Below are 14385 nucleotides of genomic sequence, written 5' to 3'. Positions count from 1 at the left end.
CGTGCGGCGCAGCCGCTCCTCAGGCGAATGCAGCCGCGACGGTCTCCGAGAGCAGGGCACCGTTGTGCGTGCTCAGGCCTGCTTTGAGACCCGAGTCCGCCTCGCATGCAGCTTCCCAACCCTTGTCGGCGAGGGCCACGACGTACGGCAGGGTCGCGTTGGTGAGCGCGTAGGTGGAGGTGCGCGGCACAGCGCCGGGCATGTTGGCGACGCAGTAGAACACCGACTCGTGCACCTTGTATGTGGGATCGGCGTGGGTGGTGGCGTGCGAATCCTCGAAGCAGCCGCCCTGATCGATGGCGATGTCGACCAGAACCGAACCCGGCTTCATGCGCTGAACCAGGCTGTTGGACACGAGCTTCGGTGCCTTCGCGCCGGGCACCAGGACAGCGCCGATGACGAGATCCGCTGCGAGAACGGCTTGTTCGAGCTCGTACGCGTTCGACACCAGCGTCTTGACGGCACCGCGGTACTGATCGTCGATGGCGCGTAGCGCCTTCACATCGAGATCGAGCACGGTGACGTCGGCGTGCATGCCGAAAGCGATTGCGGTGGCATTCTTTCCGGAAACACCGGCACCGATGACGACGACATTGGCGGGGCGCACTCCGGGAACTCCGCCCATGAGAACTCCACGTCCACCTTCGCTCGACATCAGGTGGTAGGCACCGGCCTGTGGGGCGAGGCGTCCGGCAACTTCACTCATCGGTGCGAGCAGCGGGAGCGAACCGTCTGCCGCAGTGACGGTTTCGTAGGCGATGGCCGTGGTACCCGACTCCAGGAGCGCATCGGTGCATTCCTTGGATGCGGCCAGGTGCAGGTAGGTGAACAGCACCTGCCCCTTGCGCAGACGCGAATACTCCTCGGCGATAGGCTCTTTGACCTTGAGCAGCAGATCGGCCGTCTCCCACACCTCGGCGACATCGGTGAGGATCTGTGCGCCGGCGGCCTTGTAGTCGGTGTCGGTGAACGACGATCCGGCCCCTGCCTCGGTCTCGATGATCACTTCGTGTCCTCGCGAGACCAGTTCGTGCACGCCTGCCGGGGTGATGGCCACCCGGTATTCGTGGTTCTTGATCTCGCGTGGAATTCCGATCTTCATGGCGGCCTCCTCGGTGGTGGGTGACGTGGAGCCGAGGCCCCATCCGTGTAGGCCAACTATGAATTATCTACGGAATCGACGCAACGGATGTGAATATAATTCTGTACAGTCGAGAAATGGCAAGCAATAGTTCATTCGAGGGGGCCGGAGAGGGTGCGCAGCCGAACGATGTTCGGCCGGTCCCCCTGGACCGAATCGACCACATCCTGCTCGACGAGCTCCGCCGCGACGCCCGCACGCCCAACAACGCACTCGCTGCCGCGGCCGGTGTCGCCCCGTCCACCGCACTGGCCCGTGTTCGTGCCCTCGTCGAACGCGGCGTCATCCGTGGCTTCCACGCCGACATCGACCCCGAGGCTCTCGGCCAGGGCATCCAGGCCATGATCTCGGTTCGGCTGCAAGCAGATGCTCGACGGCGCATCAGCGAATTCGGATCGAAGATCGCCTCGCGGAAGGAGACGCTGAACATCTACTTCATTGCCGGTGCGGACGACTTCCTGGTGCATGTGGCAACCGTCGACACCGCCACTCTTCGTGACTTCGTCGTCGAGAATCTCAGTGCCGACCCCGCTGTGGCCGCCACCGAGACCATCCTGATCTTCGAGCACATCCGACCGCGAAACACACACGCGGACAAGTGAGTTCGATCAGGGAGCGGGAGGCGCGATCGGCGGGAACCCGGGCAACGTGAAGTCCGGGAATCCCGGGATAAGTGGCGGCGGCTGCTGCGTTGTCGGAGGAACGGACTCGACGGGCGGCGGAGGTGCGGGCTCGGCCGTGGTCGTCGTCGGCTCCGGAGTCCACGGCTCCTGGTAGACCTCGGTCTCCGGCGGCACCGTGGTCGGTTCGACCGTGGTCTCCGGTGCCGGTGCGGGCGGCGGCAACACCGGAGCAGGCACCACGGAGGTGGGCACCGTCGTGGTGACCGCAGGAACATCCGCCTGAGTGCGACTGACCGAGGTGTCGACCACCTGCGGTGTGTTCTGCTGGGTGAGCATGAACCCGGATACGGCTACCACCACGGCAAGACCGAGCGCAAGCACGCCGCCGGTGCGGAGCCTACGACGAGCTCGGGTGCGATCGTCCTCGCCGTCGTCGTCGTCGTAATCGGCGTCGAGCCAGTAGACGTTCTTCAGCTGGAACGGAACCGGCTTGCCGTCGTCGACTGCCTCGGACCGGTCAGCAGTGCCCTCGGCAGACGAATCCCCCGTGTTCGTGCTCAACGCAACGACCTCCCCGTCGACCCGCACCCCCTGCACGTGGTCGTCGAGAACATCTTCCACTACCGGTGACGTGTCCGAAACCGAATCGGCTGCAACGGACTCGGAGGAGTCGGTGAACCTGGAGGACGCGAAACCTTCCGCCGTCCCGGTGGGCTCGGCCTGCACCTCGGAGACCGGCACCTCGGACACCGTTGCCTCGGACATCGTGTCCTGAGACTTCGAACCCTCGCTGATCGGTGCCGCCGCGATCCAGGGACGGGCGGGGACAGGACGCGCCGCTGTGGGCGCGGACGCAGGTACGGGCGGCGCGGCGTGCTGAGAATCGGCGCGAGCCGGAACCGGTCGGACCGGAGCGGTCAGAGGAGGCGGCACCGGAGCCGGTTCCGAGCGCACCTGCGACACCGCGGCGGACTCCACCGGCCGACGAGCATCCGGCGACCGTTGCGTTCCGGTTCGCGTGCGCGAATGCGGCCGTGCAGTCAGTGCAGCTCCACGTGCCGCGACGGTCTCGGGCTCGGTCGGCACGATCGACGGCAGTTCGAGCAGCGGTCCGACGCGCTTCTGCACGATCGGCATGCGCGCGCCGCCGCCGATCAACACGACGGCGTCGATGGGAACGTTGGCCCCGATCATCACCTCGCGCGCGAACTCGATGGCCTCGTCGAGCAAGTCGGTGATGAGCAGCTCGAAGTTCTCACGGGAGAGCAGGATCATCCCGCTCGCATCCGGCAGACACACCGCATCCTGAGTGGACAGACGTTCCTTGGCGATTCGGCAGCGCTTCTCGAACAGCGCCATGTCGGGGTCGGTCGACTGCTTGCCGAGGCGTTGGAGCTGATTGTTGCGGACGTAGGCGTCGATCAGATCTCCGCTGTACTCACCGGATCGCTGCGAGGCGATGACGGTGCGCTGAACCAGGTCCACGACGCTGACGGTCAGTCCGGAGCTTCCGAGGTCGAACAGGGCGACGGAACTGCAGTTGCGGGCTTCACCCGTCGCTGCCAGGTACTCGACGACAGCTTCCACCTCGTGGACCAGGTGATAGTTGTGCAGGTGTGCACCGGTGAGGGCAGCGTGCAGGGCGTCGACCTGGCGAGGGTCGCGGTAGGCGACGCCGGTGGCGAGTTCGGGCTCGGTTTCGGCTGCGGCACCGATCGATTCGGCGGCCAGATGCGGAAGGTCTCCACCGACGCTGTCGATGAGTTCGTTGCGGAAGAACAGAGGCCGGTCGATATCGCTGACCAGGCCGGAAGGGTCGGCAACGGGTGCCCCGAACTGCTCGGCTCTAGGCTGCGCCGTGCGCACGGCTCGGGTCCCCATGGACACCCCAAGCAGCACAGTCACGGTGTTCGGCCTCACTTCGGTCGGCAATGTTTCTCGGACGCGGTACAGCTCGTCCAGAGCGCCAGGCTACCGCTTCGGCCGAACAGGCGGGGCGCGCGCCCCGGAGCTGGGCGCACCCGGGCACGACGGAACCGGGCGTGCTCCCCGCCCTGCCCGCACGAACCGGATCGCCGGTCTATTCCGGCAGCTCCGGATCGACGACCGGTTGGTACATTTCGCCGTCGTAGCTGAACGCACGCTCGTACAGGTCCGCGTCGGTCAGTCGAGCGGGCCCGAGGACGGGCAGCTCGACGGGATCAGGAGCGGCCTCGTCGGCGGGACCCGCGGCAGCAGAAAGCGCCGCGGCGAAGGTGGAATCGACTGGAACCTGCTGGTCGATCAGCGGTGTGGGCGGCGGCGTGTCTCCCCGGGTGAACACCAGTCCCACCACCGCGACGATCAGCAGGCTCACTGCGACGAGCACGGACGCATCACGAATCGACCAGGTGCGTCGGCCGCGACGAACCGGCTCGGCAACGACGCCTGGCTCGGGTACAGCGGGCTCGAGCACCGAGGGCTCGAGGGCCTCGGGTTCGAGCACCTCGGGCTGCAGGAGTGCGGGTTCGGCGAGGTCGGTCTCGAAGGTGGTCGACGGGATCGTCAGATCCTCGGTCGCGAGTTGGTCGACGGTCAGGCCCTCGACCATCCACCCGTCGACGGTATCCAGGCCGGTTGTCTCCGGTGCATCGAGTGTGTCGGGAGCTGCGAGCACCTCGGGCGCATCGAGCAGTTCCGACGCATCGTCCGGGACGGTGATGATCCCCACATCGGCGTCGAGCGAGGCTCGGGCGGGTCTTTCGTCGAGTGCCGCGCCTTTGGCGATGGCCATCGCAGGCGCGTCGGGCACGTGGACGGGAACGTTCCACTTGTCCTCGATGATGGTGCGCACCGCAGGAATGCCCGCACCGCCGCCGATCAGCAGTACCGCGTCGGGTGCCTGCTTGGAGGCCCAGTCCAGAGCGTCGGAGACCAGCGGAGTGATCTCTCGCTCGAACTCCTTTCGGCTGAGCAACATCGGGCCGCGGTTGGGTGCCCTGACTCCGACCGACGAGCTCACCAGCTCCTTGAGTTCGCGGAAGAAGGCCTGGTACTCCTGATCACCCTCGGGTCCGACCGGAGCAGGCAGAATCCCCTTCGCCATCACGATGCTCCGGACCACTTCGTCGAAGCGATCGCCGCTGATGTCGACGGTGCGTGCGGTCCACTCGACGTACTCGCCTGCGACGTCGAGTGCGGTGGCCGAGAGTCCCTTCTTGCCCAGGTCGACGACCAGGACGTAGTCCTGATCGGCCAGTTCCGGAACGGTGCGGGCGTAGGCGAGCAGGGCGCGGGACTCCTCGACCATGCGGGCTTTCGGCACGGTGCCGTCGCCGAGGGTCTCCAGCAGCGCCGTCACGGCTGCGGTGTCCCATCCGGCGAGCACGATGTCCTCGAACGGCCCGAGGTCGACGAGCTTGCCCGGCAGCAGGTCGTGTGCGCCCTCTGCGTCGATGGAGTCCTCGACGCGGCGGCCGTCGGCGGTGTACGCGATGCGCACGGCACCGGTACCCACTGACACCCCGCAGACTCCACCCATCGATCAGACAGTCCTTCGCAGATTGTGTTTCGACGCCGGATCCGGCACCCGTACGAGCCCCCGCTCCACTCGAAGTGTACGGCGGCCTTCGAGCCCGATGCGGGCATCCCGGTAACGCTACTAAACAATCTACGATATTGTTTGGAGGGGTCTGGGGAGACTTTGGGTCGAAAAGGCGCACAGCCAGCCGACCCTGAGTCGACGACGAGGCCGTCCGGTCTCGTGGTTAACGCGATCGGTGGAGGTTTCGATGCAGACGCTCAATGCTCACGACGTGGTTCGCGTGCGAACCGTTCTGGAGAAATTCGGAAAGCTGCCGGTCCCCGTGGAGGGCATCGACGAAGCCGCCGACCTGTACGACAGCGGCCTCACCTCGCACGCCAGCGTCAACGTGATGATCGCGCTCGAGGACGAGTTCGACGTCGAATTCCCCGACACCATGCTGCAGAAGTCGACGTTCGGCAGTATCAACGCGATCGCCGCGGCCATCGCCCAGCTGACGGACTGAGCCCATGACCACCGTCTACGAGAGCTCGATCGACCAGTCGATCACCGACGTGCTGGCCGTACTGCGGACCCATGCCGACGAGGTCGACCGCGATGCCCGTTTTCCCACCGAATCGGTGGATGCACTGCGCGACGCCGGCCTGCTCGGGGTCGGAATTCCGCGGGAGTTCGGCGGAGGCGGGGCAACACTGACCGACATAGCGCGGATCTCGCGTGCCCTCGGTGCCGAGTGCGCATCGACGGCGATGATCTTCGTGATGCACCAGTCGCAGGTGCTCAGCATCGTCCGCCACGGCAAGTCCGACGCCATGGCAGACCTGCAACGTCGCATTGTGACCGATCGCATACTGGTGGCGTCGGCCACTACCGAGATCAACATCGGCGGCGACGTCCGCTCGAGCAGCTGTGCGGTGGAGTACGACGGCGAGCAGATCACGCTCAGCAAGAACGCACCGGTCATCTCCTACGGCGAGTACGCACAGATCGTGCTCGCGACGGCGCGGCGCAGCGTCGACAGCCCGCCGAGCGATCAGGTGCTCGTGGTGTGCGAGAAGCCCGACGTGACGCTGGTCAAGACCGGCACCTGGGACACCCTCGGCTTCCGTGGCACCTGCAGTCCGGGCTTCATGCTGGATGCGCGCACGACGACGTCGAACATCCTGGGCGACAACTACGGCGACATCTCCGCTCAGACCATGCTTCCGGTGGCGCACGTGCTGTGGGGATCTGCGTGGCTCGGCATCGCCGACGCTGCGGTCACCAAGGCCCGCAAGTCGGTACAGAAGGCCGCACGCAAGACTCCGGGAACGCCGCCGCCGAGCGCGCTGCGTCTCGCGGAGTTGATGGTGGTGCACGAGCAGTTGGTGGACACGGTGTTCGGTGCCGCGGCCAAGTTCGAGGCGGTCGCCGACAGCCCCGCCGAGCTCGGAGCCATCGGATTCGCGCTCAAGATCAACAACGTGAAGGTCACCGCGTCGACGCTCGTCATCGACATCGTCGGCAAGGCTCTGCAGATCTGCGGGATCTCCGGCTACCGACAGGGCGGCGAGATGAGCATCGGCCGTCATCTTCGTGATGCACACGGGTCCGCGATCATGGTCAGCAACGAACGCATTCTGGGGCACAACGCCCAGCTCTCCCTCGTCTACAAGGGCAAGTGATGACTACCACGCACTCCGCACCGGAAACAGCGATCAGCGAACTCGACTCCGCCCGAGCAGCTTTCCGCGCCGAGCTCATCGACGCCGGCTTGCTGGTTCCCAGCTCGATTCCCGGATTGTACGGGCGCAGTGGCGAATTCGAGGACATCATCGAGTTCGTCGACGCCCGAGTCACCGAGGCCGGGGTGGCCGAACACGGCCGTCAGGCCACCAGGTTCCGATTCGCTCCGGTCTTCCCGCGGGAAGCGTTCGAGCGCACCGACTACATCGCGTCGTTCCCCAACCTCACCGGTGCCATCAACACGTTCGAGGGCGACAACAAGGCGCACGCGGAACTGTTGGCCGAGCGCTCCGACGGCAAGGACTGGGATCATTTCCTCCAGTCCGCGGGCACCATGCTGGTCTCGGCTGCGTGCCATCCGTCGTACTCGATGCTCACCGGCACGCTGCCCGACGAGGGCACGCTGATGGACATCTACGGCTACTGCTTCCGGCACGAGCCCGCAGTGGATCCGGCTCGGATGCAGGCATTTCGGATGCACGAGTTCGTTCGAGTCGGCACCCCCGACGACGCGATCGCACACCGCGAACGCTGGGTACCGCGTGGCCTCGAAGTGCTGGCAGATCTGGGGCTGGAGGCCGAGGCGGTCATCGCCAACGATCCCTTCTTCGGTCGCGCCGGACGCATGCTCGCGGCGAACCAGCGCAACGAGAACCTCAAGACCGAGCTGGTCGTCAAGCTCTACGGAGATCTCGACGAGGGCACCGCGGTCGTCTCGTGCAACTGCCACCGTGATCACTTCGGGCACACCTTCGGCATCGAGACCGTCGACGGCGAACCCGCCCACAGCGCGTGCGTCGGTTTCGGCATGGAACGCATCGCACTGGCGATGCTCCGCACCCACGGACTCGATCGATCGGGCTGGCCTGCCGCACTGCGCAACTGATCGATACCGCTTCACCCGTGTACGTACACGAAGGACCAAATCTGTGAACAGTTCCCGCACCGCTCCCCGGCGCATCGGCTCAGTTCCCGCCGAGTCCTCTTCGCGTACGGCGGGCGGCAAGTATCCGACGTGGTTCGGCCCGTCCGCCTCGCCGCTGTTCGGCACCGTCCACGTGCCGTCCGGCGGTACGGCGCGCGGCGGTGTCGTCCTGTGCCCGCCGCTCGGCAAGGAGCAGGTCGATTCGTATCGCGGTATGACCCTGCTCGCCCAGAAGCTCTGCGCGCAGGGACTTCTGGTGCTGCGGTTCGACTACCGCGGTACCGGCGATTCGTGGGGTGACCAGGATCAGCCAGGCGCAGTCGAGCACTGGCGGCAGAGCATCGTCGAGGCCGTCGAGTACGTTCGCGGCTGCGGGGTGCGCGAGGTCGGCCTCGTCGGTCTGCGCGTCGGTGCCTTGTTGGCGTGTTCGGTCGCCGCCGAGTGCGGACCACTCGCCGCGTTGACGCTGTGGGATCCGGTCGTCAAGGGACGGTCGTATCTGCACGAGCAGCGCGCGCTGTACTCGGTGAGCGTCACCACCGACTCCGACACCGATCCCAGGGTGTCGATCATCGGCGCTGTGCTGCATTCCGATTCGGCCGCGGACTTCTCCGCACTCGACGCCGCGAAGGCGAAAACCGATGCGCCGGTGCTTGTCGCCACACGCGCCGAGCGAGGCGATACGAAGCCGGTGCGCAAGCTCGTCGAGACTCTCTCGGCTCAGGAACATACATTGACCGCTCACGACGATTTTCTCGAGCCGAGCGATTTCGAGGTCATCATCCCGACGTCCGACATCGCCTACCTCGCGACGTGGACGGCGTCGAAGTTCCCCGTCGAGCCCACGAGCGACATCGAGTTGCAGCGCCGCTCGGCGTTCGTGGTCGACGGAATCCACGAGAGCATCGAATACCTGGGCGCACAGCAGCTTTTCGCGATTCGGTCCACCTCGGATCGATGCCGGGCAGGCGGACCGACCGTGGTGCTGTACCCCACCGCCAACGAGCACCGCGTCGGCCCGGTCCGCATGTGGGTGGAGCTGGCCCGGCTCCTGCCTCGATTCGGAGTCGCCACGGTGCGTTTCGATCGACGCGGCACCGGCGAGAGCGGCATCGTGTCCGATGGGGAGTTGACCCGGCTCTACAGCGACGAGGGCAACGAGGACGCACTCACCGCTGTCCGGCAGTCCGGCACCACCCCGGACAACGTCCTGGTGGCCGGAATGTGCTCGGGCTCATGGTATTCCAGCTTCGCCGCCCGGGAACTGGGGGTTCGTGCTGCCGTACTGCTCAACACCCTGGACTGGACCACTCGCCGTCTCGAATTCGTCAAGCGTTCCTCGATGCACATCGAGGAGACGGGACTGAAGGCCCGCACACTCGACCGTCTGCACAACTGGGGTGTGCGGACCAAGAATGCGCTGCAGCCGCGAATTCCGTATGCGCTGTGGATCTGGCTCGGGCGGCGCGGCTTGATCCAGGTCCCCGAGATCTCGCTGCGCATTCTCAGCGACCGTCAGGTGCAGACGCGAGTTCTGCTCTCCCCCAGCGATACCGTCTGGTTCGAGACCAATCGGGGCCCGGAGGGAATGCGCCGGCTCCGACGCCGATCGTCCGTGCCAACCGTCACCTCCTTCGACTCCGGTGATCATTCGCTCTACGGTCGCGATCTGCGAGAGACCGTGCGAGCCGAACTGGTGACGGCCGCCTCCGCTGCCTTCGACATCGAGATCGCCGCACCGTCGCCTCCCGCACCGGTGGGGAAGGTTCGATTGTGAAGCACCGCGCTCCCAGGATCCTGCCGCCCAAGCACGAACAGCTCGATCAACTGCGGTGGTATCCGGTAGAACCGGCTCGGTTCGACCTGGGTCTGATGAACAGCCCGACGATGCCGGTGCCGACCGTGCCCCGGCACGATGCCGTGCACTCGGTCGACGTGTCTCCGATCGCCGCCGTCGCCGAACGACCGGAACCCGAGAGCGGACCGGGCTCGAAGGCCTCCGATCGCAACCTCGCGCTCAATTCGATGGCCCTGATGCTCTCGACGGCCATCACCGGAGCACTCGGCTTGCTCTTCTGGGCTGCGGCCGGTCGTCTCTATCCCGTGGCCGAGGTGGGCAGCGCGTCGGCGGTCATCACCTCGGCGGTGATGCTCTCGACGCTGTCCAATCTGAGCCTCGGTTCGATGTACGAGCGTTTCCTCCCGATCTCGGGCCGGCTGGCCAAGTCGTTCATCGTGCGCGGCTACCTCACCGTCACTGCATTCGCGTTCGTGCTCGGCGGCGGCTTCCTGCTCGTTGCGCCGGTGGACGAGATGTTCACCAACACCGCCGAAATCGTGTCGTTCCCGTTCTTCGTCGCCGTGCTTGCGGTGTTCGCGCTGCAGGATCAAACCTCGTCCGGCCTCGGCGTCGCACGCTGGGCGGCCGCCAAGAACGTCTTTCACGCCATCCTCAAGTTCGTGTTGCTGTTGGCGCTCTTCTCCACCGAGCGCAGTACCTCGATCATCTCGGCCTGGGCAGTCCCCGCGATCGTGGCGTCGGTATTCGTCCTGCGCGCGATCATGAAGAACGTCCGAACCGAACAGCGGTACGCAGGCAAGCCGGACCTGCCGCCCAGGCGCGAGATGTGGGCCTACTTCGGCTCGGCGTACGGCATCACCGCGCTCGGCTCCCTCGCTCCGCTGCTCGTGCCCATGATCGTCGTCGCCACCCTCGGTGCCGAGGAGAACGCCTACTTCTCTCTCACGTGGTCGATCGTCAGCGCGCTGTACATCCTGATCAGTGTGTTGATCGGACCGTACGTGGCCGAGGTCGCCGCCCACCCCGCACAGTTCCATCGCCTGACGAAGCGGTTCATGACCCTCGTGTGCATCGTCGCGTTGGGTGGGTCGATCTTCCTGGCATTCATTGCGCCGTTCGGTCTGGGACTCATCGGCCAGGGCTACCGCGATCAGGGCACCATTATCGTGCAGTTGGCCGCGCTGACCATCCCGCTCTCCGTCGTCGGTTCCCTGTACGACGGTTTGGCTCGGGTCCGTCGACGCATGCGACTGGCCGTGATCGTGCAGGTGGTGGCCACCTCGATCATCATCGGCGGCTCGGTGGCTCTGTCGTCGTCGATGGGCATCGCGGCCGTCGGCTGGGCGTACCTCGCAGCCGAGGCGTTCGGTGCCGTCGTGCTGATCGTGCCGCTCGTGCGGTGGATTCGTGAGCTGTCCGCAGGCAGCAACGGCGAGTCCGGTGACGACCAGGACCCGTCGGGCTCCCCCGGACCCCGCGGGCCGATCGACGACAGCGACGCCCGTCCTCCGCGATCGCGTCATCGAGAGCCCCGCCACGCCGAGCCCCGCCACCGTGAACCGCCTCGCCGCGACCCACAGGACGGTCCGCCGCCGCTCGACGAACCGTCACCGCGCCGTATTCCGGTCCATGCTCAACACAGGACGGCACCATGACTCAGACCTATCGCGCCAGTTCGTTGGACATGCTGCGGTCCGATTCGCGCATCGTGACCGTGCTCGGACCCGCGGACTTCGGCGATCTCGCCCGAGTGCAGAGTCGCGTACTCGCACTCGCCTCGATCGGTCCGGCGACGCGGCTCGGCCTGCGCGCCGACCAGTCTTCGACGGGCTGGGTGTACGAGCCGGACCGGGTGCTCGAGCACATCACCGAGGGACCGGCCGTAGGTCACGAGCAGTTGGCCAAGGAACTCACCGAGTTCTCGCACGCCTCCGCGCCTGGAATTCCTCTTCGGATGCGTCTGGCCGGTCGCTACCTGTTCCTCGATCTCAATCACGGTCTCGGCGACGCTCTGTTGCCGGTCGACCTGTTCGCGTACCTGGCCGACGCACGTCCCGACGCACCGCTTCCGGCGTGGGCAGCCAGTGCCGTCGACGGTCACCCTCTTCGAAAAGCCCTGCTGCGCTGGGTCGTTCGCAATCCCAGGAAAGTCGTCGACACGATCTACGACCGCGTACGCCCCGGCTCGAACCCCGAGTCCACCACCTCGGCCGCCGCACCCGACACCCCATCGCCGACGGCATTTCGGCCGTGGGCACCCTCGGCCGCGGTGGCCACCGCGGTGACCCGGCTCGGTACCACCGACGCGATCCGGCGGTGGCGGGAATCCCATCTGCCCGGCGCAAGCGTCAGCGCGGTGATGTGCGCTGCGGTGGCCTCGGCGTTCGCCCGCACGTCGTTCCCCCTCGATCGTTCTGCCGCCTTCCTGTTCGACTGCAGGCGATACCTTCCGCCGTCGTCCGTGGTGCTCGGCAACTTCGCGGCCGGGATCGGCTTCACCGACCTCGATCCCACCTCGGCCGGGAACGTGCACGACGCACTGGCCGGTGCCATCGCCAAGGGCCGTCCCATCGCGTCGGCGACGATCAGCACCATCAAGTACAAGCGAGAGCACCGGGCCGTGTCCGGTGTGTTCGACGACCGCGTACCGGTCCGACCCAAGGTCAAGCTCATGTACTCCGATGTCGGTAGAGTCAGGCAGCTGGAGCCGGTCTCCTGGTTGGCCGAGCCCGCCGACCGCGCCTTCTTCGTGATCGCCGATCCTGGTCGACCGGAGTCGGTGATGATCACGATGGAGACCATCGGTTCGGTCGTCTTCGTCTCTGCGTCGTTCCACGACAATGTTTTCGACAGCCACACCGTGCAGGCCGCACTCGATCTCGTAGCGGCAGACCCCCTCGCATTGCTCGCCCCTCAGGAGAAGACTGCATGACCACCGAAGCGAAACGCCCCACGAAACCCGAAGCGAACCGGCCGGCGTCGAGCACCGGCGCGCCTGCACCGGTGCGATCGGGCTTCGTCGCCCATGTCGCTCGTTGGGCCGGGTTGTCGGTGGTGCAGTTCGTCCTCGTCGAGTACATCGTCTCGGCCACGTGGCGGGGGCTTTACAGCTACCGGAACAACTACATCAGCGAGCTCGGCATCCCGTTCTGCGGGCCCACCGGCAACTGGCCGTGCAGCCAGCTCTACGTTCTGCTCAACGCGTCGATGGTGTTGTTCGGTGTGGCGATCGCCGCCGTGGGCGGATCCTGGTACATCGTCCGCAGAATCGACGGCAGAGCTGCCTCGTTCTTCGTCGTCGCCGGTGCCGGTGCCATCACCGCGGGCGTGGTCAACCAGGGCGTGAACTACCCGATCCACTCGTTCGGCGCCACCGCGTTCTTCGTCTTCGGAAACTTCGGCCTCGTCATCGCGGGCGGGCACCGAAGCCTGCGACGCCCCATCCGCATCGTGGTCACCGCGCTCGGTGCCGTCGGCCTGGCCGGTTACTTCGCCTACATGAGCGGTCACGAATTCGGACTCGGTATCGGCTCCATGGAACGCATCGCCACCTATGCGCTCCTCGTGGGCATAGTCGTACTGTCGGTGTCGCAGTTCAAGGCGACGCGGGTACCGAAGACCAGCGACGAGACGGCGTGAGTCGTCACGCCGCATCGAGCCGAGAGTCCGGAGCTGGGACCGTCGAGGTTTCGCGGCTTCCCGGAACCGGACTCATCGTCGAGCCGCCTCGACGGCGATGGCCGTCCGTACTGGCGTTCCTGATCGTGCTCGGTCTGGTCATCACCGGCACCGTGTACGGGCTGTCTCAACGCTCGGACGGAGGCGACATCGATCCCGATTCCACCGCTCAGGGCACCGTCGACGCGAGGTCGACGACGTCGGCGTCCAACACTGCAGCCGCCAAGCCCGGATTCACCGTCTACGACGACTTCTCGGGGACGGCGGGCGACGCGATGGCGAACGACCGGTGGAGTCACGATGTCGGTCGGACCGGATGGGGAAACGACGAGAAGCAGGACTACACCGACTCGACCGAGAACTCGTCCCTCGACGGTGACGGCAACATGGTCATCAAGGCCATGCGCAACGGTGACGGCTACACCTCGGCCCGAGTCACCACCAAGGACAAGTTCGAGTTCACCTACGGCCGCATCGAAGCTCGGATCAAGATGCCCGCAGGAGCCGGACTGCATCCGGCGTTCTGGATGCTCGGTACCGACCTGGACTCCGTCGGCTGGCCGCTGTCCGGCGAGATCGACATCATGGAGACGCTGAACCAGGCCGACCAGTACCACACCGGAATCCATGCCCCGCAGCCCGATTCGTTGACGAGCCAGAAGGTGGACGCAGGCGGCATTCCGCCGGAGCCGCTGTCCGAGAACTTCCACACCTACTGGGTCGAGCGTTCGCCGGGTCGCGTGACCACCGGCATCGACGACACCACCTTGGCCACCGTCACGCCGGACGACCTGATCGGCGGCGACGACTACTGGGTCTTCGACAAGCCGTTCTTCCTGCTGTTCAACGTCGCAGTTGCCGGCGACTGGCCCGGCCCCACCGACAACTCCACGCCGTTCCCGGCAACCATGACGGTCGACTGGGTGCGGTATCGCGCCGACTGAGACTCCGCTGTATCTGCCCGTACGT

The 14385-nt window shown here is 66.1% G+C and carries 12 protein-coding genes; 9 read left to right on the top strand and 3 right to left on the bottom strand.

Annotated elements, in window-relative coordinates:
- Window positions 1–19: 19 nt before the first annotated feature.
- Complete coding sequence (gene ald / locus CH251_RS11300; RefSeq protein ID WP_094613287.1) at window positions 20–1102, bottom strand: alanine dehydrogenase; 1083 nt, start codon at window positions 1100–1102, stop codon at window positions 20–22.
- Window positions 1103–1218: 116 nt separating this feature from the next.
- Here ald and CH251_RS11295 point away from each other — a divergent pair, with 116 nt between their 5' ends.
- Window positions 1219–1743 (top strand): Lrp/AsnC family transcriptional regulator, encoded by a 525-nt coding sequence (locus CH251_RS11295; RefSeq protein ID WP_179273446.1) that lies wholly within the window; start codon window positions 1219–1221, stop codon window positions 1741–1743.
- Window positions 1744–1749: 6 nt separating this feature from the next.
- On the opposite strand, the gene CH251_RS11290 is transcribed toward CH251_RS11295, so the two are convergent.
- Window positions 1750–3669 (bottom strand): Hsp70 family protein, encoded by a 1920-nt coding sequence (locus CH251_RS11290; RefSeq protein WP_094613356.1) that lies wholly within the window; start codon window positions 3667–3669, stop codon window positions 1750–1752.
- 175 nt (window positions 3670–3844) lie between these two features.
- On the bottom strand, window positions 3845–5266 hold the full coding sequence (locus CH251_RS11285) for a hypothetical protein (protein ID WP_143537836.1): 1422 nt from the start codon (window positions 5264–5266) through the stop codon (window positions 3845–3847).
- 268 nt (window positions 5267–5534) lie between these two features.
- Between CH251_RS11285 and CH251_RS11280 the strand changes: the two genes are divergently transcribed.
- The 8 genes from CH251_RS11280 to CH251_RS11245 are packed head-to-tail and all read left to right on the top strand — an operon-like array spanning window position 5535 to window position 14360.
- On the top strand, window positions 5535–5792 hold the full coding sequence (locus CH251_RS11280; RefSeq protein ID WP_032396368.1) for an acyl carrier protein: 258 nt from the start codon (window positions 5535–5537) through the stop codon (window positions 5790–5792).
- Window positions 5793–5796: 4 nt separating this feature from the next.
- The gene (locus tag CH251_RS11275) at window positions 5797–6951 is read left to right on the top strand and encodes an acyl-CoA dehydrogenase family protein (RefSeq protein ID WP_094613284.1); all 1155 of its coding nucleotides are present in this window, start codon (window positions 5797–5799) and stop codon (window positions 6949–6951) included.
- Window positions 6951–7898 (top strand): amino acid--[acyl-carrier-protein] ligase, encoded by a 948-nt coding sequence (locus CH251_RS11270; protein WP_094613283.1) that lies wholly within the window; start codon window positions 6951–6953, stop codon window positions 7896–7898. Before CH251_RS11275 ends, CH251_RS11270 begins: the two co-directional genes overlap by 1 nt.
- 43 nt (window positions 7899–7941) lie before the next feature.
- Complete coding sequence (locus CH251_RS11265; RefSeq protein ID WP_256978972.1) at window positions 7942–9714, top strand: alpha/beta fold hydrolase; 1773 nt, start codon at window positions 7942–7944, stop codon at window positions 9712–9714.
- Entirely contained in the window at window positions 9711–11393 is a 1683-nt protein-coding gene (locus tag CH251_RS11260; protein WP_179273445.1) for a lipopolysaccharide biosynthesis protein, read from the top strand. The genes CH251_RS11265 and CH251_RS11260 overlap by 4 nt, the downstream gene beginning before the upstream one ends.
- Complete coding sequence (locus tag CH251_RS11255; RefSeq protein ID WP_094613282.1) at window positions 11390–12670, top strand: hypothetical protein; 1281 nt, start codon at window positions 11390–11392, stop codon at window positions 12668–12670. The genes CH251_RS11260 and CH251_RS11255 overlap by 4 nt, the downstream gene beginning before the upstream one ends.
- The gene (locus CH251_RS11250; RefSeq protein WP_094613281.1) at window positions 12667–13377 is read left to right on the top strand and encodes a DUF998 domain-containing protein; all 711 of its coding nucleotides are present in this window, start codon (window positions 12667–12669) and stop codon (window positions 13375–13377) included. Before CH251_RS11255 ends, CH251_RS11250 begins: the two co-directional genes overlap by 4 nt.
- On the top strand, window positions 13374–14360 hold the full coding sequence (locus CH251_RS11245; RefSeq protein ID WP_256978971.1) for a glycoside hydrolase family 16 protein: 987 nt from the start codon (window positions 13374–13376) through the stop codon (window positions 14358–14360). The genes CH251_RS11250 and CH251_RS11245 overlap by 4 nt, the downstream gene beginning before the upstream one ends.
- The last annotated feature ends 25 nt before the right edge of the window (window positions 14361–14385 follow it).

The organism is Rhodococcus sp. 06-462-5 (assembly GCF_002258315.1).
GTDB lineage: Bacteria > Actinomycetota > Actinomycetes > Mycobacteriales > Mycobacteriaceae > Rhodococcoides.
The sequence above is the reverse complement of the archived record's forward strand: the minus strand, read 5'-3'. Positions and strand labels throughout refer to the sequence as shown.

Coding starts and splice junctions, on each gene's coding strand:
- CH251_RS11255 (WP_094613282.1), top strand. CDS start 11,390: ATGACTCAGACCTATCGCGCCAGTTCGTTGGACATGCTGCGGTCCGAT.
- CH251_RS11275 (WP_094613284.1), top strand. CDS start 5,797: ATGACCACCGTCTACGAGAGCTCGATCGACCAGTCGATCACCGACGTG.
- CH251_RS11250 (WP_094613281.1), top strand. CDS start 12,667: ATGACCACCGAAGCGAAACGCCCCACGAAACCCGAAGCGAACCGGCCG.
- CH251_RS11295 (WP_179273446.1), top strand. CDS start 1,219: ATGGCAAGCAATAGTTCATTCGAGGGGGCCGGAGAGGGTGCGCAGCCG.
- ald (WP_094613287.1), bottom strand. CDS start 1,102: ATGAAGATCGGAATTCCACGCGAGATCAAGAACCACGAATACCGGGTG.
- CH251_RS11280 (WP_032396368.1), top strand. CDS start 5,535: ATGCAGACGCTCAATGCTCACGACGTGGTTCGCGTGCGAACCGTTCTG.
- CH251_RS11270 (WP_094613283.1), top strand. CDS start 6,951: ATGACTACCACGCACTCCGCACCGGAAACAGCGATCAGCGAACTCGAC.